The sequence below is a fragment of the Serratia sp. B501 genome, assembly GCF_051172315.1.
GTDB classification, from domain to species: domain Bacteria; phylum Pseudomonadota; class Gammaproteobacteria; order Enterobacterales; family Enterobacteriaceae; genus Serratia; species Serratia ureilytica.
This window is the reverse complement of sequence record NZ_JBPIZB010000002.1, coordinates 215,049-236,124: the sequence shown is the minus strand read 5'-3', so window position 1 is coordinate 236,124 and position 21,076 is coordinate 215,049. Positions and strand designations below refer to the sequence as shown.

19 protein-coding genes are annotated in these 21,076 nt (G+C 59.4%); 10 read left to right on the top strand and 9 right to left on the bottom strand.

What is annotated here, in order from left to right; all coding sequences use genetic code 11:
* The first annotated feature begins 46 nt into the window (after positions 1-46).
* The 7 genes from folE (at position 47) to ACSBQV_RS07500 (ending at position 7,638) form a co-directional block, all read left to right on the top strand.
* Complete coding sequence (gene folE / locus ACSBQV_RS07530; protein ID WP_004938969.1) at positions 47-712, top strand: GTP cyclohydrolase I FolE; 666 nt, start codon at positions 47-49, stop codon at positions 710-712.
* A gap of 79 nt (positions 713-791) precedes the next feature.
* Positions 792-1,964: a DUF418 domain-containing protein YeiB gene (gene yeiB, locus ACSBQV_RS07525; RefSeq protein ID WP_042784037.1), complete on the top strand. Its 1,173-nt coding sequence runs from the start codon at positions 792-794 to the stop codon at positions 1,962-1,964.
* A 127-nt stretch (positions 1,965-2,091) separates the two neighbouring features.
* Positions 2,092-3,129: an HTH-type transcriptional regulator GalS gene (galS, locus tag ACSBQV_RS07520; RefSeq protein ID WP_042784038.1), complete on the top strand. Its 1,038-nt coding sequence runs from the start codon at positions 2,092-2,094 to the stop codon at positions 3,127-3,129.
* A gap of 265 nt (positions 3,130-3,394) precedes the next feature.
* Entirely contained in the window at positions 3,395-4,387 is a 993-nt protein-coding gene (mglB, locus tag ACSBQV_RS07515; protein ID WP_033650594.1) for a galactose/glucose ABC transporter substrate-binding protein MglB, read from the top strand.
* 99 nt (positions 4,388-4,486) lie between these two features.
* Positions 4,487-5,995, top strand: a complete 1,509-nt coding sequence (gene mglA, locus ACSBQV_RS07510) for a galactose/methyl galactoside ABC transporter ATP-binding protein MglA (protein ID WP_004938959.1) — start codon at positions 4,487-4,489, stop codon at positions 5,993-5,995.
* A gap of 11 nt (positions 5,996-6,006) precedes the next feature.
* Positions 6,007-7,017, top strand: coding sequence for a galactose/methyl galactoside ABC transporter permease MglC (gene mglC / locus ACSBQV_RS07505; RefSeq protein ID WP_033642445.1), 1,011 nt, complete (start codon positions 6,007-6,009; stop codon positions 7,015-7,017).
* A 228-nt stretch (positions 7,018-7,245) separates the two neighbouring features.
* Positions 7,246-7,638 (top strand): tautomerase family protein, encoded by a 393-nt coding sequence (locus ACSBQV_RS07500; RefSeq protein ID WP_099783537.1) that lies wholly within the window; start codon positions 7,246-7,248, stop codon positions 7,636-7,638.
* Positions 7,639-7,763: 125 nt separating this feature from the next.
* Here the strand turns inward: ACSBQV_RS07500 and sanA are convergent, their stop codons facing one another.
* The 8 genes from sanA to metG form a co-directional block, all read right to left on the bottom strand.
* Complete coding sequence (gene sanA, locus ACSBQV_RS07495) at positions 7,764-8,507, bottom strand: outer membrane permeability protein SanA (protein WP_004938948.1); 744 nt, start codon at positions 8,505-8,507, stop codon at positions 7,764-7,766.
* 169 nt (positions 8,508-8,676) lie between these two features.
* Positions 8,677-10,374 (bottom strand): NAD-dependent malic enzyme, encoded by a 1,698-nt coding sequence (locus tag ACSBQV_RS07490; protein WP_004938945.1) that lies wholly within the window; start codon positions 10,372-10,374, stop codon positions 8,677-8,679.
* 221 nt (positions 10,375-10,595) lie between these two features.
* Positions 10,596-11,480, bottom strand: coding sequence for a cytidine deaminase (cdd, locus tag ACSBQV_RS07485; protein WP_099783539.1), 885 nt, complete (start codon positions 11,478-11,480; stop codon positions 10,596-10,598).
* A gap of 137 nt (positions 11,481-11,617) precedes the next feature.
* Entirely contained in the window at positions 11,618-12,313 is a 696-nt protein-coding gene (locus ACSBQV_RS07480) for a CidB/LrgB family autolysis modulator (RefSeq protein WP_033650597.1), read from the bottom strand.
* Positions 12,310-12,717 carry a CidA/LrgA family protein gene (locus ACSBQV_RS07475; RefSeq protein WP_099783541.1) on the bottom strand — a complete coding sequence of 136 codons (408 nt, stop codon included), beginning with the start codon at positions 12,715-12,717 and terminating at the stop codon, positions 12,310-12,312. Before ACSBQV_RS07475 ends, ACSBQV_RS07480 begins: the two co-directional genes overlap by 4 nt.
* A 138-nt stretch (positions 12,718-12,855) precedes the next feature.
* A complete protein-coding gene (locus ACSBQV_RS07470) occupies positions 12,856-14,070 on the bottom strand; it encodes an MFS transporter (RefSeq protein ID WP_099783543.1) in 1,215 nt (404 codons plus the stop codon).
* Between the two features lie 131 nt (positions 14,071-14,201).
* Complete coding sequence (locus tag ACSBQV_RS07465) at positions 14,202-15,269, bottom strand: sugar ABC transporter substrate-binding protein (protein WP_099783546.1); 1,068 nt, start codon at positions 15,267-15,269, stop codon at positions 14,202-14,204.
* A 220-nt stretch (positions 15,270-15,489) separates the two neighbouring features.
* Positions 15,490-17,517, bottom strand: a complete 2,028-nt coding sequence (gene metG, locus ACSBQV_RS07460) for a methionine--tRNA ligase (protein WP_099783548.1) — start codon at positions 17,515-17,517, stop codon at positions 15,490-15,492.
* 159 nt (positions 17,518-17,676) lie between these two features.
* Here metG and apbC point away from each other — a divergent pair, with 159 nt between their 5' ends.
* Positions 17,677-18,789 carry an iron-sulfur cluster carrier protein ApbC gene (apbC, locus tag ACSBQV_RS07455; protein ID WP_033650602.1) on the top strand — a complete coding sequence of 371 codons (1,113 nt, stop codon included), beginning with the start codon at positions 17,677-17,679 and terminating at the stop codon, positions 18,787-18,789.
* A 44-nt stretch (positions 18,790-18,833) separates the two neighbouring features.
* Here apbC and ACSBQV_RS07450 read toward each other — a convergent pair whose 3' ends face one another.
* On the bottom strand, positions 18,834-19,463 hold the full coding sequence (locus ACSBQV_RS07450; RefSeq protein ID WP_099783550.1) for a phosphatase PAP2 family protein: 630 nt from the start codon (positions 19,461-19,463) through the stop codon (positions 18,834-18,836).
* Between the two features lie 232 nt (positions 19,464-19,695).
* On the opposite strand from ACSBQV_RS07450, the gene udk reads away from it, so the two are divergent.
* Entirely contained in the window at positions 19,696-20,337 is a 642-nt protein-coding gene (gene udk, locus ACSBQV_RS07445) for a uridine kinase (protein ID WP_033642454.1), read from the top strand.
* Positions 20,338-20,462: 125 nt separating this feature from the next.
* Positions 20,463-21,044, top strand: coding sequence for a dCTP deaminase (gene dcd / locus ACSBQV_RS07440; protein WP_019454407.1), 582 nt, complete (start codon positions 20,463-20,465; stop codon positions 21,042-21,044).
* Positions 21,045-21,076 lie beyond the last annotated feature (32 nt).

The following is a 21,076-nucleotide window of genomic DNA, read 5'->3' as shown; positions in this document are numbered from 1 at the left end:
GCCCTATCAGGCCGCCGGCGGGTTCCGTCCGCAGGAGAACAAATACATGACATCATTAAGTAAAGAAGCCGCGCTGGTGCATGCGGCGCTGGAAGAGCGTGGTCTGGAGACACCGCTGCGCGGGGAAGTGCTGGATCGCGAAACGCGCAAGCGTCGCATCAAAGAGCACATGACCGAAATCATGCAGCTGCTGAATCTCGATCTGTCTGACGACAGCCTGGCGGAAACGCCGCATCGCATCGCCAAAATGTATGTCGACGAGATCTTCTCCGGTCTGGACTACGCCAACTTCCCGAAAATCACCGTCATTGAGAACAAAATGAAGGTGGATGAGATGGTGACGGTGCGCGATATCACGCTGACCAGCACCTGTGAACACCACTTCGTCACCATCGACGGCAAGGCCACCGTGGCCTATATCCCGAAAGACTCGGTGATCGGTCTGTCGAAGATCAACCGCATTGTGCAGTTCTTCTCCCAGCGTCCGCAGGTGCAAGAGCGCCTGACCCAGCAGATCCTGGTTGCGCTGCAGACCCTGCTCGGCACCAATAACGTGGCGGTATCGATCGATGCAGTCCATTATTGTGTCAAAGCGCGCGGCATTCGCGACGCGACCAGCGCCACCACCACCACCTCGTTGGGGGGGCTGTTCAAGTCCAGCCAAAATACCCGCCAGGAGTTCCTGCGCGCGGTGCGCCATCACCAGGGGTGATGGCGTTGCGGGGCGACTCGCAAAACGACAACAGGCGCCTGCGGGCGCCTTTTTCATGAGCGGAAGACAGCGATAAAAAATGAACAGTCATCCTCTGCCGCGCATCGCTACGCTGGACTGCGTGCGCGGCATCGCCATCCTCGGCATCTTATTGCTGAACATCAGCGCCTTCGGCTTGCCGAAGGCCGCCTACCTCAATCCGGCCTATCTGGGGATGCCGTCATCGCGCGACGCCTGGACCTGGGCGCTGCTGGATCTTTTCGCCCAGGCCAAGTTCTTGGCGATGTTTGCGCTGCTGTTCGGCGCCGGGCTGCAAATGCTGCTGCGGCGCGGCAAAAGCTGGATCCGCGCGCGGCTGTCGTGGCTGGTGCTGTTTGGCCTCGCGCACGCCATCTTCCTGTGGGACGGCGACATTCTGCTGGCCTACGGGCTAATCGGTTTAGTGTGCTGGCGCATGATCCGCGAAGCCAAAGACACATTCCAGCTGCTGAAAACCGGCGTGGTGCTCTACCTGATCGGCGTGGCGGTGCTGCTGCTGCTCGGTTTTGTCTCGCACGGTGAACCGGGCAGCTTCTGGCAGCCGGGCGTGGCGGAATTGCAGTACGAGAAGTTCTGGAAGCTGCAGGGCGGTTTCGAAGCCTGGCGCAGTCGCGCCGATCTGCTCTCGTCCAGCCTGCTGGCCATCGGCGCGCAGTATGGCTGGGAGCTGGCGGGGCTGATGCTGTTCGGCGCCGGGCTAATGCGCAGCGGCTGGCTGCGCGGCAGCTATTCCTCCGGCTATTACCTGCGGCAGGCGGCGTGGCTGTTGCCGCTGTCCGTGCTGATCCAACTGCCGGCGGTGGCGCTGCAATGGCAGGTGCACTGGGACTATCGCTGGAGCGGTTTCCTGCTGCAGGTGCCGCGCGAGCTGGGCGCGCCGCTGCAGGCGCTGGGCTATCTGGCGCTGTGTTACGGTTTCTGGCCCGCGCTGTCTCGCCTGCGCATCGCCCACTGGCTGAGCCAGGTGGGGCGCATGGCGCTGAGCAACTACCTGTTGCAAACGCTGATCTGCACTACGCTGTTTTATCGCTTTGGTCTCTATGAGCAGTTCGACCGGCTTCAGCTGTTGGCGTTTGTGCCTCTGGTCTGGTTGGTCAACCTGGTCTTTTCCGCGCTGTGGCTGCGTTACTTCGAACAGGGGCCGATGGAATGGCTGTGGCGCAAATTGACGCAGATGGCCGCCGGTGAAACGGAATCCAAAGCGCTGAAGTGAGCGCCCATCGGCAGGTTAAAAAAATGTATGTAAACGTTTTCTTTCCTGTGACGTAATTCACGCAGAGCTGCGGGTCAATCGGGGTAGGATAGCGCCACCGGCCACTACCCCGATTTCAGGATCCCGCATGCCTCCAGTTCATCCGATCACTATTCGCGACGTGGCGAAACGCGCCGGCGTCTCCGTGGCGACCGTGTCTCGCGTGCTCAATCACAGCGCGCTGACCAGCAAAGAGACGCGCGAACAGGTGCTGCAGGCGGTGGCGGAACTGGGCTACCGCCCCAACGCCAATGCACAGGCGCTGGCAACCCAAAGCAGCGATACGCTGGGCGTGGTGGTGATGGACGTGTCCGATCCGTTCTTCGGCGCGCTGGTGAAAGCGGTAGACACGGTGGCGCAGAAACACCACAAGTATCTGCTGATCGGCAACAGCTATCATCAGGCGGACAAAGAGCGCCATGCGATCGAAGTGCTGATCCGTCAGCGCTGTAACGCCCTGATTGTTCACGCCAAAGCCTTGAGCGACGCCGAACTGATCGGCTTTCTGGAGCAGGTGCCGGGCATGGTGCTGATCAATCGGATTATCCCCGGCTATGAGCCGCGCTGCGTTGGGCTGGACAACGTCAGTGGCGCTGACATGGCGATGCGTCTTCTGCTCTCGCAGGGCCATCGGCGCATCGGTTATCTGGGCTCCAATCACCCGATCGAAGACGGGCCGCTGCGTCAGCAAGGCTATGCGCAGGCGATGGCCGCCGCCGGGCTGGCGACGCCCGACAGCTGGCGCGCGTACGGTTCGCCGGATCTGCAGGGCGGCGAGGCGGCGATGGTCGAGCTGCTGGGGCGCAACTTACAGCTGAGCGCGGTGTTCGCCTACAACGACGCCATGGCCGCCGGCGCCATGGCGGTGCTGAAAGAAAACGGTATCACGGTGCCGCAGCATTTCTCGCTGATCGGCTTCGACGACATTCCCATCGCGCGCTACACCAGCCCCAAACTCACCACGGTGCGTTACCCGATCGTTTCGATGGCCACGTTGGCGACCGAGCTGGCATTACAGGGCGCAGCGGGCCTGGCGGAGCCGCAGGCGAGCCATCTGTTCATGCCGACGCTGGTGCGGCGCCATTCTGTCGCCCCCTGGCAAAGTGAGGCGACGGTCACTCTCTGACGATTTAATCTTGTGTAACCGTTTTCAATCTGTGAGAAAATTCACAGAATATTAACATCGCGCCGTCTATGCTCTAGGCGTTTTCAGGCGCAAAGGCCCTTGCCGCTGTAACCGTTTATCTCGCGCTGACACAGCATTTCTCGGAAATAACAAGATCCACGGACGACAGGTGTTGAGTGGAAATCGCCTGGCCTGGGGTGCGCGCACTGCCGGTGACCATTGGCTCAAAGACGAGTAATACCCTACACAGAACCGGAGATTGACAATGAATAAGAAGGTTTTCACCCTGGCCGCCATGGCCGCTGCCATGATGTTTGGCGCCGCAGCCCATGCTGATACCCGTATTGGCGTCACGATTTACAAATACGACGACAACTTCATGTCGGTGGTGCGCAAAGCGATCGAGAAAGACGCCAAGGCTTCACCGGACGTTACCCTGTTAATGAATGACTCGCAGAACGACCAGTCCAAACAGAACGATCAGATCGACGTGCTGCTGGCCAAGGGCGTGAAAGCGCTGGCGATCAACCTGGTCGACCCGGCCGCGGCGCCGGTGGTTATCGATAAGGCGCGCGCAAACGATATCCCGGTGGTGTTCTACAACAAAGAACCTTCCCGCAAAGCGCTGGACAGCTATGACAAGGCGTATTACGTCGGCACCGATTCCAAAGAGTCCGGCGTGATCCAGGGCGAACTGATCGCCAAACACTGGAAAGCCAATCCGGCCTGGGATCTGAACAAAGACGGCCAGATCCAATTCGTGCTGCTGAAGGGCGAGCCGGGCCACCCGGATGCCGAAGCGCGCACCACCTACGTGGTGAAAACGCTGAACGAGAAAGGCATCAAGACCCAACAGCTGCAGTTGGATACCGCGATGTGGGATACCGCGCAGGCGAAAGACAAGATGGACGCCTGGCTCTCCGGCCCGAACGCCAACAAGATCGAAGTGGTGATCGCCAACAACGACGCCATGGCGATGGGCGCGGTGGAAGCGCTGAAAGCGCACAACAAGACCAGTATTCCGGTGTTCGGCGTGGATGCGCTGCCTGAAGCGCTGGCGCTGGTGAAATCCGGCGCGATGGCGGGCACGGTGCTGAATGACGCCGACAATCAGGCGAAGGCCACCTTCGAGCTGGCGAAAAACCTGGCGGCGGGCAAACCGGCCACCGAAGGCACCCAATATAAAATCGAAAATAAAGTCGTGCGTATCCCTTACGTCGGCGTAGATAAAGACAACCTGTCTCAGTTCATTAAATAAGAATTGAGATCCCGCTAAGACCCCGCCTGCGGCGCCAACACCAGGGATACCGCCGGCGGGGATGTTTACGACTGCAAGATCGTTAAGCCAGGTGTATTTATGGCCGATAGCTCACGCGAATTTTTGCTGGAAATGACGGATATTTGTAAGTCATTTCCCGGCGTCAAAGCCTTGGACAATGTCAATTTACGCGTCCGTCCGCACTCCATTCACGCCCTGATGGGGGAGAACGGCGCGGGGAAATCGACGTTGTTGAAATGCCTGTTCGGCATTTACAAAAAAGACAGCGGCAGCATTGTATTTCAGGGCCGGGAAATCGACTTCAAGAGCTCGAAGGAAGCGCTGGAGCACGGCGTTTCCATGGTGCATCAGGAGCTGAACCTGGTGCTGCAGCGCACCGTGATGGACAACATGTGGCTGGGACGCTACCCGACCAAAGGCCTGTTCGTCGATCAGGACAAGATGTTCAAAGACACTCAGGCGATCTTCGACGAGCTGGATATCGACATCAACCCGCGCGAAAAGGTGGGCAACCTGTCGGTGTCGCAGATGCAGATGATCGAGATCGCCAAAGCGTTTTCCTATGACGCCAAGATCGTCATCATGGACGAACCGACCTCTTCGTTGACGGAGAAAGAGGTCAATCACCTGTTCACCATCATCCGCAAGCTGAAAGAGCGCGGCTGCGGCATCGTCTATATCTCGCACAAGATGGAAGAGATCTTCCAGCTGTGCGACGAGATAACGGTGCTGCGCGACGGCCAGTGGATCGCCACACAGCCGCTGGAAGGGCTGGATATGGACAAGATCATCGCCATGATGGTCGGCCGCTCGCTGAGCCAGCGTTTCCCCGACAGGCAGAACACGCCGGGTGAGGTGATCCTCGAGGTGAAGAACCTGACGTCGCTGCGGCAGCCTTCGATCCGCGATGTGTCCTTCGATCTGCACCAGGGTGAGATCCTCGGCATCGCCGGGCTGGTGGGCGCCAAACGCACCGACATCGTCGAGACGCTGTTCGGCATTCGCGAGAAGGTGGCGGGCACTATCAAGCTGCACGGCAAGGCGATCGACAACCACAGCGCCAACGAAGCGATTAACCACGGTTTCGCGCTGGTGACCGAAGAGCGCCGATCCACCGGGATTTACGCCTACCTCGACGTGGGTTTCAACTCGCTGATCTCCAACATCCGCAATTATAAAAACAAGCTCGGCCTGCTGGATAACGCGCGGATGAAGAGCGACACCCAGTGGGTGATCGACGCCATGCGGGTGAAAACGCCGGGGCATCACACCCATATCGGCTCGCTGTCCGGCGGCAATCAGCAAAAGGTGATCATCGGCCGTTGGCTGCTGACGCAGCCGGAGATCCTGATGCTGGATGAACCGACGCGCGGCATCGACGTGGGCGCCAAGTTCGAGATCTATCAGCTGATGACCGAGCTGGCGAAGAAGGGCAAGGGGATCATTATCGTCTCGTCCGAAATGCCGGAGCTTTTGGGGATCACCGACCGCATTTTGGTGATGAGCAACGGCCAGGTTGCGGGCATCGTTAATACCAAGCAGACCTCGCAGAATGAAATCTTACGTCTCGCTTCCCTGCACCTTTAAGGATTCGAATTATGAACGCGCTAAATAAAAAAACCTTATTTACCTATTTCAAGGAAGGCGGCATTTACGTGGTGTTGCTGGTGCTGTTGGCCATCATCATCATTCAGGACCCCACTTTCCTCAGCCTGATGAACCTGAGCAATATCCTGACGCAGTCTTCGGTGCGCATCATCATCGCGCTGGGCGTGGCGGGGCTGATCGTTACCCAGGGCACCGACCTGTCCGCCGGGCGGCAGGTGGGGCTGGCGGCGGTGGTGGCGGCCACGCTGCTGCAGTCGATGGATAACGTCAACAAAGTGTTCCCGCACATGGAAACCTGGTCGATTCCCGTGGTCATCCTGCTGGTGTGTGCGGTCGGCGCGGTGATCGGCCTGGTTAACGGCCTGATTATCGCCTACCTCAACGTGACGCCGTTCATCACCACGTTGGGCACCATGATCATCGTCTACGGCATCAACTCGCTGTATTACGATTCGGTCGGCGCGTCGCCGGTCGCGGGCTTCGATCCGAAGTTCTCCACCTTTGCCCAAGGCTTCTTGCGCTTCGGCGACTTCAAGCTGTCGTACATCACCTTCTATGCGCTGATTGCCATCATATTTGTCTGGATCCTGTGGACCAAGACCCGCTTCGGCAAGAACATCTTCGCCATCGGCGGCAACCCGGAAGCGGCCAAGGTCTCCGGCGTCAATGTGCCGCTGAACCTGATCATGATCTATGCGCTGTCCGGCGTGTTCTATGCCTTCGGCGGCTTGCTGGAAGCGGGGCGCATCGGCAGCGCCACCAACAACCTCGGCTTTATGTATGAGCTGGACGCCATCGCCGCCTGCGTGGTGGGGGGCGTCTCGTTTGCCGGCGGGGTGGGGACGGTGTGGGGCGTGGTGACCGGGGTGATCATCTTTACCGTCATCAACTACGGCCTGACCTATATCGGCATCAACCCGTACTGGCAGTACATCATCAAGGGCAGCATCATCATCTTCGCCGTGGCGCTGGACTCGTTGAAATACGCCAAGAAGAAGTAGATCTACCGCAGCAGAGACGACAAGGCCGGCCTATTGCCGGCCTTGTTGCATTCTGGGAGGCAGGGCGCAGCAAAACAGTAAGGCATTATTTGGCAATGGCTGCCGGGGTATCTCGGGATATCGCCTGATCTTAGGTTGGATTGGTTACAGCGCGAAACAGTTTTCGGGCTACCAACGCGGTATGAAGTCAGTAAACTGGTTTTACCTACCGTTTCCGGGGAGCAAACTATGCCTGTATTTACCATTACGCTGAAAAGTCGTAATACGCTTGATAAGAAAAGAATTTCATCAGCTATTCACGCGGCGGTAGTAAAAACCGGCTATCCTGCGAACGATCAATTCCAGCGCTTTATCAGTCTTGGGGAAGACGATTTATATGTGGATCCAACATATCCCGACCTGGATTCGCCCCGCAGCGCCAACTTCGTGTTGATTGAAGCCATGCTTTCCTCTGGTTCCCCTGATGCCCGCAAACAATTGCTCTTGCAATCACTGGTACAGGAACTCGCTCTGATTGGACTGGACAGCAATGATCTGATGGTCCTTTTCATTGAACTGGATCGTTTGAATAGTTCATTCGGCGGCGGCAAAAGGGCATCGCCGCTTTCTATGTCACAATAACGTATGGGCCTACGCAGAGAGTGCTTCCCGCTTTTGAACGGAAGTCATTCGGCGTTCGTGACTCGAATGATGCGCCTTTTTAGCGTATTGCGCAGGGGAGAGTGTAAAGTCCTGAGTTCGGGTGATTAAGGCTGTTTGGCTTTCTGCTTCTCTTCTTTTAGCTTGTGCTCCAGCTCCACCAACTGCTCCGGCGAGACGGCGGGATAACCCTGGGCGTCTTCCGGCACGGTGTGCATGGCGGAGATCGGGATCAGCGGGCCGAGGAAGCGCGGCTCGCGCTTGAGGATATACAGATCGGTCAGCGCGCCCAGACGGGCGAAGATCTCGCGGGCGCGCACCGTCATCATGTCCTTTGGCGACGGCACCGCGTAACACTGCGCCTGAATGCCCATGTGCAGGGCGATAAACAGCGCGCGCTCGCAGTGGAAGCGCTGGGTGATGATGATGAAATCGTTGGTGTCGAACACCTTGCGGGTGCGCACGATGGAATCCAGGGTGCGGAAGCCGGCGTAATCCAGCACGATATCGCTCGGCGCCACGCCGGCGGCGATCAGATCGCGGCGCATGGTCATCGGTTCGTTATAGCTTTGCTGGGCATTGTCGCCGCTCAGCAGCAGGTATTTCACCTTGCCGCTGTTATAGGCGTTGATCGCTCCCTGAATGCGGTAACGGTAGTACTGGTTGATCACGCCGGTGCGATAATACTTGGCGGTGCCGAGCACTACGCCGACCTGGCGATGCGGTAATTCCTGCAGTTCGTCGTAGACGTAAGGCGCGGTTTTCCAGCTGATCCAGCGATCGAGCGCAATAGCCGAGCCCATCAACACCGCAATGATGATGAACAGGCTGATTATCAGGCGTTTCCACATGTTGTTGCCTTACGCGCGCCGGGCTGAAAAAGATGGATCAAGGCTACTTTACCTGACCGACCGACGCAAGACGCGAACCGCCTGAAGCACGCGCGTCGCCGCATTTTTCGGCGGTTTTGCCGCACAAAAAAGCCCGGCGAAGCCGGGCTGGGTCATTTCAGCGCGTCAATCAGAACGAGGTGCGCTTATAGCTGCGGTACTGCGGCCGCCAGAAGTTGTGCTCGATGGCTTTCGACAGTGCGTCTTCGGAGGTGACGATCGCCACACCCTGCAGCTGCGCCGCTTTGCCCACTTCCATGGCGATGCACTTGGATACGCCCTGAATATCGTCGATATTCGGCAGCAGCGCGCCGTGGCCGTCGGTCGCCAGCGGCGAACAATCCGCCAGCGCGCGGCTGGCGGCCATCAGCATGGCGTCGGTGACGCGGGTGGCGCCGGAGGCCAGCACGCCCAAACCGATGCCCGGGAAGATGTAGGAGTTGTTGCACTGGGCAATCGGGTACAGCTGCTCTTTGTAGCTTACCGGCGCGAACGGGCTGCCGGTCGCGACCAGGGCGGCGCCGTCGGTCCAGTTGATGATGTCTTCCGGACGGGCTTCCACGCGCGAGGTTGGGTTGGACAGTGGCATCACGATAGGGCGTTCGCAGTGCTTGTGCATCTCGCGGATCAGCTCTTCGGTAAACAGCCCTGGCTGGCCGGAAACGCCGATCAGAATGGTCGGCTTGGCGTTGCGCACCACGTCCAGCAGCGAGATGGCGTCGCTGGCGGTTTCCCAACCGGCCAGGTTGTCGCTCTTCTGCACCAGCTTGCTCTGGAAGTCGAGCAGGTTCGGCAGTTTGTCGGTCAGCAGGCCGAAACGGTCAACCATGAATACGCGGGCGCGCGCTTCGTCTTCGCTCAACCCCTCGGACTTCATCTGCGCGATGATCTGTTCGGCGATGCCGCAGCCGGCGGAACCGGCGCCGAGGAAGGTGACGGTCTGATCGCGCAGCTGGCTGCCGGCGGCGCGGCTGGCGGCGATCAGGCTGCCGAGGGTGACCGCGGCGGTGCCCTGGATGTCGTCGTTAAAGCAGCAGATCTCGTCGCGGTAGCGGTTCAGCAGCGGGGTGGCGTTGTTCTGCGCGAAGTCTTCGAACTGCAGCAGCACGTTCGGCCAGCGGCGTTTGACCGCCTGAATAAACTCTTCGACGAAGGCGTGGTATTCCTCGCCGGAGATGCGCGGATGGCGCCAGCCCATGTACAGCGGATCGTTGAGGCGCTGCGGGTTGTTGGTGCCGACGTCCAACACTACCGGCAGGGTATAGGCCGGGCTGATGCCGCCGCAGGCGGTATACAGCGACAGCTTGCCGATGGGGATACCCATGCCGCCGATGCCCTGGTCGCCCAGGCCGAGAATGCGTTCGCCGTCGGTCACCACGATCACCTTGACGTTCTGCTTGGTGGCGTTTTGCAGCATGTCATCGATGCGATCGCGGTTCGGGTAGGAAATGAACAGCCCGCGCGCGCGGCGGTAGATATCGGAGAAGTGCTCGCAGGCCTCGCCGACAGTCGGGGTGTAGATGATTGGCATCATCTCGCTCAGGTGCGAGTCCAGCAGGCGATAGAACAGGGTTTCGTTAGTGTCCTGGATGTTGCGCAGGTAGATGTGCTTATCGTTATCGTTCTTGAAATCCTGATACTGACGGTAGGCGCGTTCCACCTGTTCTTCGATGGTCTCCACCGCTTCCGGCAGCAGGCCGTGCAGGTTGAAGTGGCTACGTTCTTCCTCGGTGAAAGCGCTGCCTTTGTTCAGCAGCGGAAATTCCAGCAGAATCGGGCCGGCGTAAGGGATGTAGAGCGGGCGTTTGCTTTCGTATTCTAGTTCCATCAGTTTTACTCTTCACGTATCAGATAACTGTATTGCCGACGATCCTAAAAGATAAAGAGAAGATGTACAGCATTTGTTGCCCGATGATGAACCAGGTTGGCGTAATTATCGACAATCAAATGATTTTTTAACTAAAGAAAGTGTCTCTGGCGGCGTCGGGGCATTGTATTTGGCGGGCGGTGCTGTTAACGGCGGAACCGGATGGCCCCGCCGTCGTGCGCTTAGAAGGCGGCGCGGCTGACGTTTTGGCAACCCAGCGCCGCCAGGGTGACGCGGGTGGCGTCCCATTGGCTGATGCTCGCGTCCTGCGGTTCGGCCAGGACGGCGCGACGGATAGCCTGGCAGTCGCCGCCGGAGAGGTTCAGCAGGATCAGCGCGGCCTGCAGCGGCGGCAGGCTCGGGTTAAAAGCGGCGTTTTCCGCATAGCGGCCGGCGTAGATATTGCCGTCTGCCGTTTCCAGCGCCACGCCGCTGTGGGCGTTGCTGTACGGCGCGTGGCTCCGGTTGGCCGCCGCCAGCGCCGCTTGCGTCAGCGCATCGTTCAGCGGCAGTTGATGCCCGTGATTGACCTCGTCCATCAGCAGTGAAGCGACATCCAGATCTTTCGGGCCGAAGGCGTCCGGCAGATAGTCCGCCAGCGTGGCCGGCGCGCGGCCAGGCAAACGGATTTGCAGCGCGCCGCCGCTGTTCAGCTCATTCATAAACTGGCGGCAGTGGCCGCACGGCGTATAGTTGACGGTGATCGAGGCCAGCGCTTTTTCGCCGCGCAGCCAGGCGTGAGTCACTGCGCTTTGTTCCGCATGTACGGATTGCTGCAGCGGCGCGCCGCTGAATTCCATATTGGCGCCGAAATAGAGATTGCCGCTTTGCCCGCGCGCGATGGCGCCGACGTGGAAATGCGATATCGGGGTTAACGAGCAGGCCGCCGCCAGCGGCAGCAGCGCGAATGCCAGCGCGTCATCGTCCAACCCGCAACCTGAGCGGATCGCCGCCGCTTGCTCGGCCGTGAACATCGCCGGAAAGTCGGACGCGTCCAGATAGGGCTGCAGGGCGGATTGCAGTGTCGCGGGCAGTGCGCTGAAAGCGGTGTGAAAACGCGGATGCATGAAAGGTCTCTCTACAGGTTAACGGGATCACATTCTAGGCAGGCCAGAGACATTAAAGTGTGATCAATATCTCTTAAATGATGAAATCAATGTAATAAAAGGCGTAAATGCGAGATGTATCGCAAGTTTCATCCTGATCAACCGAACAGATGCAACAGCACCGGAAACACAAACGGCGCCAGCAGCGAGGTGATGATGCCGCAGATCACCAGCGCCAGCGAGCCGAAGGCGCCCTCCTGATAGTCCATCTCCGCGCAGCGCGCGGTGCCCAGCGCGTGGGAAGCCGTGCCCATCGCCAGGCCACGCGCCGAGGGGGTCGTGATTTTCAACAGGTTGAACAGCGTGTGGCCGAACACGGCGCCGAGGATGCCGACGAAAATAACGCAAACCGCGCTGATCGCCGGAATGCCGCCGAGCGAGTCCGCGACGGCCATCGCGATCGGCGTAGTGACCGATTTCGGCAAGATAGAGGCGGCGATTTCCGGCGTGGCGCCCAACCACAGGGCGATGGCGCCGCCGCTGATCATGGCGGTCAGGCTGCCGATGAAGCACACCGTGATAATCGACTTCCAGCGCGCGCGGATTTGGTGCAACTGCTCATACAGCGGGAAGGCCAGCGCGACGACCGCCGGCTGCAGCAGATCGTTGAGGATCCTGCTGCCCTGGAAGTAGCGCTCATAGGAAATGCCGCTGAGCAGCAGCAGCGGGATGATCACCGCCATGGACACCAGCAGCGGATTGAGCAGCGGCATGTTCAACCGGCGCGCCAGCCAGCGCGCGGCGAAATAGACCGCCAGCGTCAGCGGCAGCGACCACCAGATTTCATGGATCATGAGTTGCCCTCCGTGTCGTCGGGCTTGCCGGCAATGCGCCGCTCGCGGTGAAAATAGTGTGAGGTATAGCCGACCACCACCAGCACCATCAGCGTGCTGATCAGGCAAGAAATGACCAGCGGGCCCAGATGCGCGACGATCTGGTCGTAATATTTCATCACGCCGACGCCGATCGGCACGAACAGCAGCACCATGTAGCGGATCAGCAAATGACAGCCGGGTTTAACCCATTTGGCCGGCAGGATCTGGGTGGAGAGCAGCGCGAACAGCAAGAGCATGCCGATGATGCTGCCGGGAATGGCGAAAGGCAGCAGCAGCGCCACTGCGTTGCCGACGAACAGACACAGGTAGATGAGGAGCAGGGCCCTGAGGTATTTCCAGCACAGTGTGAGCACGTTGGCCATTGTCTTTTCCCGTTTAATCGATGTATTCATCATACAATTAAACTGTGAGCCACGCCACAGATCGCACTATGAATTCTCGCTATGCCTGCCATGCGCGATCGGCGGGTTGACATCCTGCTTTGAGAGTTGCAGGCAGGGTCAGCGCGTGTCTTCGGCCATTGCCGCAGAACGTTCCGCCAAACGATGGCCGAGGAAGAAAAACAGCAGGCTGAGCAACGCGGCGACGATCAGCATCACGAACATCAGCGGCGGCGCGGCGTAGCTGAGCATGACCCCGCACAGCACCGGGTTGATGGCGCCGCCCAATGCGCTGAGGTTCTGTACGCCATAGTAGCTGCCTTTCAGGTGCGGCGGCGCGATAAAGTCGATGAACATGTATTCCACCGGGATAACGATGATCTCGCCTAAGGTAAACACCGCCATCGCCGCCAGCCATAGCCAGACCGCCTGGCCGGCCACCATAAAACCGAGCAGCCCGACGATGAAAAACAGCGTGCCCAGCGCCAGCCAGCGCAGCATATTCTCCTGGCGCATGCCGCGGCTGAGCAGGTATTGCAGGGCGATGACGATACCAGCGTTGACGATCATCACCAACCCGATGATTTTGTAGGCGAACTCGGCGCTGGAGACGGTGATCAGGTACTGCGACAGATAGCCCGTGAACTGACCGAACACCACCGCGCCCAGCGTGCTGCCGAGGGTGAAGTAGATCAGCCGTCGATCGCTTCGCAAGATGGCCAGCGTTTGACGGAAGTTGGCCAGCGCGGCCGGTGCGGCGGCGCTGGGTGCCGGGCGCTGTTCACCACCGCGCAAGCGCAGGCTCAGCGCCGTCACCGTCGCCAGCGCCAGGCCGCCTGACAGGTAGAACGGCAGCAGCGGACTCAGCCCGGCCACCAGAACGCCGAGCGCAGAGCCGATCGCCCAGCCGACGTTGACCAGCGTGTAGTTGATTGAGAAAGCCTTGATGCGCTGCTCGACCGGCAGCCAATCGGCGAAACAGGCCTTAATGGTGATGCTCAGCACCGAATAACAGGTATGCAGGATCGCCAGCACCACGATCACGCCGCCGGGACGCGGGATCCAGGGAATGGCGAAGAAACTCAGCGCGAACAATAAAATCGACAGCAGGATCAGGCGGTTTTTGCTGAATTTGTCCACCAGATAGCCGCCGTACAGGCTGGCGATGATGCCGAGGGTGAGGCTGACGCCCAGGATCACGCCCACGCTTTTCGGCAACAGCTGGAAGTGCTCGGTGAGGTAGATGGTGATGAACGGCAGCGTGACGCCGCGGCCGATGGTCAACACCAGCGAACTGGCCAGCAGTACGTTGATCAGCGAGGGGAATCCCTTCATTTGAAACCTGTTTATGCATACAGTTATTGGGCGATGCAGATAACATAGCGCATTTTGGCGGGGACGGAAGGGGGCTGCCGATATTTATCTGAAAAACAGAGGCTGCGTCGGCAGCCTCGTGAAAAACAGCATTATTTACCGTGTTCGGTCTGCAGCGTGGCGAACCACGGCTGAACGAAATCGCTGCTGCTGCCCCAGCCGGGGATGATCTTCGCCAGGCCGGCGACGTTGACCGGCCCCGGTTGCGCCAGCAGCAGCGCCTGCGGAATGACCGCCGCTTTGAACTGATAGTTGTCCGGCGTGCTTTCCCCGGCGATCTTGTTGGCCACCAGGCGCAGGTTGACCGCGCCGATCAGCTTCGGATCCACCGCCACGCTGACCTGCCACGGGCTGCCGGCCTCGCGCATCAGCTGTAAATCCTGATTGGAGATATCGATGCTGTACAGCTTGATTTCCGTGCGGCCGTTCTCTTTCAGCGCCTTGTAAGCCCCTTGGGTAAAGGCGTCCCACGTGCCCCAGATGGCGTCGATCTTGCCTTTCGGGTATTTCGCCAGCACCGCGCCCACCTTGTTGGCGGTATCGCCCTGTACGTCGGATGAGACCGCGCCGATCGATTCCAGCTCATGAATGCCCGGATGCTGTTTCAGCAACTGCTGGTAAGCGGCCTGACGGCGCTCCATCGGCGGGAAGCCGGCCACCCACAGCTTGACAATATTGGCCTGGCCGTTGAAATCCTTCACCAGTTGGCCGAAGGAGGCATTGGCCAGTGAAGCGTCGTCCTGCTGCGAGACGGTGACGCCGGGAACGCTGCCGCTGACGTCGGTATCGAAAGCCGCGACGGCGATGCCGGCCGCCGCGATGCGCTTGACCAGGTCGGTGGAATAGGGGGCTCGCCCCTGCGAGAGAACGATGCCGTCATATTTCTGGCTGATAGCCTGATTGACGAAGTCCTGGAAGCGCGCGTCGTCGCCGTTGCTGAGGAAGGTATCCACCTTGAAGCCCAGCTTGCGCCCTTCCTGAATGGCGCCCGCCAAAAATTGCGTGGTGTTGTCGTCGGATCCGAGGTTGCGGATCACCGCGATGCGCACCGGCCCCTGATGCTGAGCGATGGCGGCGGGTACGGCGGCGTTTTCCGCCGCCTGCAGCGGCAGGGCGGACAACAGACTGAGGGCGAGCAGCGAAGTCTTGAGGTTTTTCATTATTATAGGCTCCAAAAAAGCAGGGAAACGATCCCGGTGAAGGTCTGTTATAGAAGTCTTTCTATCTGGACGTCTATTTTGGGTTTCGGAGCATCATAGCCGGATGCGGCGGGCAGGGGAATCAGGGCGGTTATGACTTTTTCTTCATGCTTATAACGTGGGGGGGCAATAAAAAAGGGCCGAGCAAGCTCGACCCTCCCTACGCCGCGCATCTGCGCGATTACTTGACCTGCATGCCAGGCTGCGCGCCGCTGTCCGGGCTCAGCAGGAAGATCTCTTTCCCGCCTGGGCCCGCCGCCATCACCATGCCTTCTGACACGCCGAAGCGCATTTTACGCGGCGCCAGGTTGGCGACCATGATGGTCAGACGGCCTTCCAGCGCTTTCGGGTCCGGGTAAGCGGAGCGAATGCCGGAGAAGATTTGGCGCGATTCGCCGCCCAGATCCAGCTGCAGCTTCAGCAGCTTGTCGGAGCCCTCGACAAAGTCGGCGCTCTTGATCAGGGCGATACGCATGTCAACCTTGGCGAAGTCGTCGAAGGTGATGGTTTCCTGGATCGGATCGTCAGCCAGCGGGCCGGTCACCGGCTTGGCGGCGGCCATGTCTTCTTTCGAGGCGCTGACCATCTCGTTGACCTTGTCCAGATCGATGCGGTTGAACAGCGCTTTGAACGCGTTCACCTGATGGCCCAGCAGCGGCTGCGGGATCGCGTCCCAGCTCAGCTCGGCGTTGAGGAACGCTTCGGCGCGTTCGGTCAGCGAAGGCAGCACCGGCTTAAGGTAAGTCATCAGCACGCGGAACAGGTTGATGCCCATCGAGCAGATGGCCTGCAGATCGGCGTCGCGGCCTTCTTCCTTCGCCACCACCCACGGCGCCTGCTCATCCACATAGCGGTTGGCCAGATCGGCCAGCGCCATGATTTCGCGGATTGCGCGGCTGAACTCGCGGGCGGCGTAGGCTTCGGCGATGCTCTGGGCCGCGTCGACGAAGGTCTGGTACAGCGCCGGATCGGCCAGGGTGTCGGCCAGCTTGCCGCCGAAGCGCTTGTTGATAAAGCCGGCGTTGCGCGAAGCCAGGTTCACCACCTTGTTGACGATGTCGGCATTGACGCGCTGCACGAAGTCTTCCAGATTGAGATCGATGTCATCAATGCGTGAAGAGAGCTTGGCGGCGTAGTAATAGCGCAGGCAATCGGCGTCCAGGTGCTGCAGGTAGGTGCCGGCCTTGATGAAGGTGCCGCGCGACTTGGACATCTTGGCGCCGTTCACCGTCACGTAACCGTGCACGAACAGGTTGGTCGGTTTGCGGAACTGGCTGCCTTCCAGCATCGCCGGCCAGAACAGGCTGTGGAAGTAGACGATGTCCTTGCCGATAAAGTGGTACAGCTCGGTGGTGGAGTCTTTGCGCCAGAACTCGTCGAAGTCCAGATCGCCGCGCTTGTCGCACAGGTTCTTGAAGGAGCCCATGTAGCCGATCGGCGCGTCCAGCCAGACGTAGAAGTATTTGCCCGGCGCATCCGGGATTTCGAAGCCGAAGTAAGGCGCATCGCGGGAGATGTCCCACTGCTGCAGGCCGGATTCGAACCACTCCTGCATCTTGTTCGCTACCTGCTCCTGCAGCGCGCCGGAGCGCGTCCACGCCTGCAGCATTTCGCTGAAGGCCGGCAGGTCGAAGAAGAAGTGCTCGGAGTCGCGCATCACCGGCGTCGCGCCGGAAACCACGGACTTCGGATCGATCAGTTCCGTCGGGCTGTAGGTGGCGCCACACACTTCGCAGTTGTCGCCGTACTGGTCTGGCGATTTGCATTTCGGGCAGGTGCCTTTCACGAAACGATCCGGCAGGAACATGCCTTTCTCCGGATCGTACAGCTGAGAAATGGTGCGGTTCTTGATAAACCCGTTTTCTTTCAAGCGGCTGTAAATCAGGGTGGACAGCTCACGGTTTTCATCGCTATGGGTCGAATGATAGTTGTCATAGCTGATGCCAAAGCCGGCGAAATCCTGTTGGTGCTCCTGGCTCATCTCCGCGATCATTTCTTCCGGTTTAACGCCCAGTTGCTGCGCTTTCAGCATGATCGGCGTGCCGTGCGCGTCGTCCGCGCAGATGAAATGCACTTCGTGGCCGCGCATTCGTTGGTAACGCACCCAGATATCCGCCTGGATGTGCTCGAGCATGTGGCCGAGATGGATGGAACCATTTGCGTACGGTAGCGCGCACGTCACCAATAATTTTTTCGCGACTTGAGCCATAGTGAGAACTTGCTTTCTGTAATGAATAAAAGGGCCTTCGATGTTAACCGATCGCGCCCTTCGCTGCTAGGGCGGTTTCTTACAGGTTATACGCGCCAGCCGCCGCGCAGTTCTGGTATGCTTAGCCGGAAGCTACCCATTCAAAATCAAGGAGCCGGGATGAACGCAAAATCCCCTGAGCAGACCAACCCCGAAGTTCTGCGCGCCCTGGTGACCGGTGTACTGGCCGCCTTTGAACACCCGACGTTGAAAAACAACCTGACCGCATTGAAGGCTATCCATCACTGCGCGTTGCTGGACGATGTACTGCATATCGAACTGACGATGCCCTTTGCTTGGCAGAGCGGTTTTGAAGCGCTGCAGGCGAGCGTCGGCCCTGAGCTGCTGCGCGTGACCGGCGCCGGCGCCATCGATTGGAAGCTGAAACACGATATCACGACGCTGAAGCGCGCCAACGCGCAGGCCGGGATCAAAGGCGTGCGCAACATCATCGCCGTCAGCTCCGGCAAAGGCGGAGTGGGGAAATCCAGCACCGCCGTCAACCTGGCGCTGGCGCTGGCCGCCGAAGGGGCCAAGGTCGGCATTCTGGACGCCGACATTTACGGCCCGTCGATCCCCAATATGCTGGGCACCGAACACGAGCGGCCGACCTCGCCGGACGGGCAGCACATGGCGCCGATCATGGCGCACGGGCTGGCGACCAACTCCATCGGTTATCTGGTGACCGACGACAACGCCATGGTGTGGCGCGGCCCGATGGCCAGCAAGGCGTTGATGCAGCTGCTGCAGGATACGCTGTGGCCGGATCTGGATTACCTGGTGCTGGACATGCCGCCGGGCACCGGTGACATCCAACTGACGCTGTCGCAGAACATTCCGGTGACCGGCGCGCTGGTGGTCACCACGCCGCAGGATATCGCCTTGCTGGATGCCGCCAAAGGCATCGTAATGTTCGAGAAAGTGCATGTGCCGGTATTGGGCATTGTCGAGAACATGAGCGTGCATATCTGCAGCAACTGCGGCCACCATGAGCCGATCTTCGGTACCGGCGGCGCCGAGAAGCTGGTGCAGAAATATAACAGCCGTCTGCTGGGGCAGATGCCGCTGCATATCTCGCTGCGTGAAGATCTGGATCGCGGTACGCCGACGGTGATCAGCCGCCCGGACAGCGAATTCGCCGACATGTATCGTCAATTGGCCGGCCGCGTGGCCGCGCAGATGTATTGGCAGGGCGAGGCGATCCCGACGGAGATTGCGTTCCGCGCGCTGTAATCTGTTTGCGGCAGTGAAAGAACCCGGCTTAACGCCGGGTTTTTTTATGGGGTACGGATAGGCTTGTGCAGGTCGGCACGGGTATAAGGGCGTTCGATCTGCGCCAGCGTTTTGGCGATATGTTCCAGCAATCCCTGGGTGGGGGCCGGCTGCCGCTGCCCCATCAGCGCCAACGGCAAGGCCAGCGCGATGGCCAAATGCGGCCAGGCAAGCTGTGGTCGCGCTTTCCCTCGCTGCAGCCATAAAAACAGCGCGCTGGCCAGGTAGCCTAAAATCAGCCCGCTGATGACCTCGGATACCGAATGCACGCGGATTTCCAGGCGCGACACGCCGATGGTGAAAGGCAATATCCACCCGGTCAACAACGCGATGCTGCGCACCGGATGGGAAAATCGACCGGTTAAAGCCCAAAGCAGCGGCGGCCAGATGCTCGCGGCGAGCGCCGAATGGCCGCTGAATCCAGTGAAGTCATAACTTGCGCTACCAATGCCCCAGCCCATAAAGGCCAACTTGGACAGGCAGACCAGCCCGCCGGTGAAACCGAAAATCAGCGCCCATTGCCAGCCTGCAACGCGGGTGGCGGGCGATGCGAGCAGCAATAAAAAAAGAATTAGCGCGCAGGGCAGCAGCAGCATGCTGTCGCCGAAAAAAGTCAAAAAATACCAATCCAGCACATCATTCTCCGATGAAAGACTACGGGGTCCCTAAGTCAGCGCAGGAGTGTAACCTGTTGCGGGGCATTGCCCTAGCCGTGAGATTCTTAAAATGTCATATCGCCGGTACGGCGCGATAGCCTGAATTCGCCCGCCGTCGCGCAATATACAGTGGCGCAAACCCCGACGACTCCCTATAATTGTCGCGTTTTAGTTCCCTCCCTTCACATTACGAAATCAGGTCTTTAATTTTATGACTGACAATCCGCATCAGTGCGTCATTATTGGTATAGCTGGCGCATCTGCCTCCGGAAAAAGCCTTATTGCCAGCACGTTGTACCGCGAACTCCGCGAGCAGGTCGGCGATGAGCACATCGGCGTTATTCCAGAAGACAGTTACTATAAAGACCAGAGTCACCTGACCATGGAAGAACGGGTCAAAACCAACTATGACCACCCGAGCGCCATGGATCACAACCTGCTGTTCCAGCATTTGCAGATGCTGAAGGCCGGCAAAGCGATCGAACTGCCGCTGTACAGCTACACCGAGCACACGCGCAAGAAAGAAACCGTCCACCTGAAACCTAAAAAAGTCATTATTCTGGAAGGGATCTTGCTGCTGACGGATATCCGCTTGCGCCAGGAGATGAATTTCTCGATCTTCGTCGACACGCCGCTGGATATCTGCCTGATGCGCCGCATGAAGCGCGATGTCAACGAGCGCGGCCGCTCGATGGATTCGGTGATGGCGCAATACCAGAAGACCGTGCGCCCGATGTTCCTGCAGTTTATCGAACCTTCCAAACAATACGCCGATATCATCGTCCCGCGCGGCGGCAAAAACCGCATCGCGATCGATATTCTGAAAGCCAAAATCAGCCAATTCTTTGAATAATGCCGCTTAATGGCCGGGAATGTGTATTTCCGGCCGGCGGCCAACTATTTGCACCCCGGCGTAGACCTTTCGCCCGTTGTGTGGCAATTTTTGTTTAGTTACGCGTTTTGATGGAGAAGAGAGACATGAGACTGTGCGACCGCGATATAGAAGCCTGGCTGGATAGCGAGAAACTGGTGATTTCCCCGCGTCCGCCGCTCGAACGCATCAACGGGGCCACAGTAGATGTCCGTTTGGGCAACCAGTTCCGCGTATTCAGCGGCCATACCGCGCCTTTTATCGATCTCAGCGGGCCGAAAGACGAAGTCAGCGCTGCGTTGGATCGCGTGATGAGCGACGAGATTGTCCTGCCGGAAGGCGAGGCGTTTTTCCTTCATCCCGGCGAGCTGGCCCTGGCGGTGACGTTCGAATCCGTGACGCTGCCGGACGATCTGGTGGGTTGGCTCGACGGCCGTTCTTCTCTGGCGCGCCTGGGGTTGATGGTGCACGTCACTGCGCACCGTATCGATCCGGGCTGGCACGGACGCATCGTGCTGGAATTTTACAACTCCGGCAAGCTGCCGCTGGCGCTGCGGCCGGGCATGCTGATCGGGGCCTTGAGCTTTGAACCGTTGTCCGGCCCGGCGGCCCGGCCATACAACAGCCGGCAGGACGCGAAGTATCGCGATCAGCAGGGCGCAGTAGCCAGTCGAATCGACAAGGACTAACGGCGCGGGATGCACCGTCGGTGTGGCGCTGA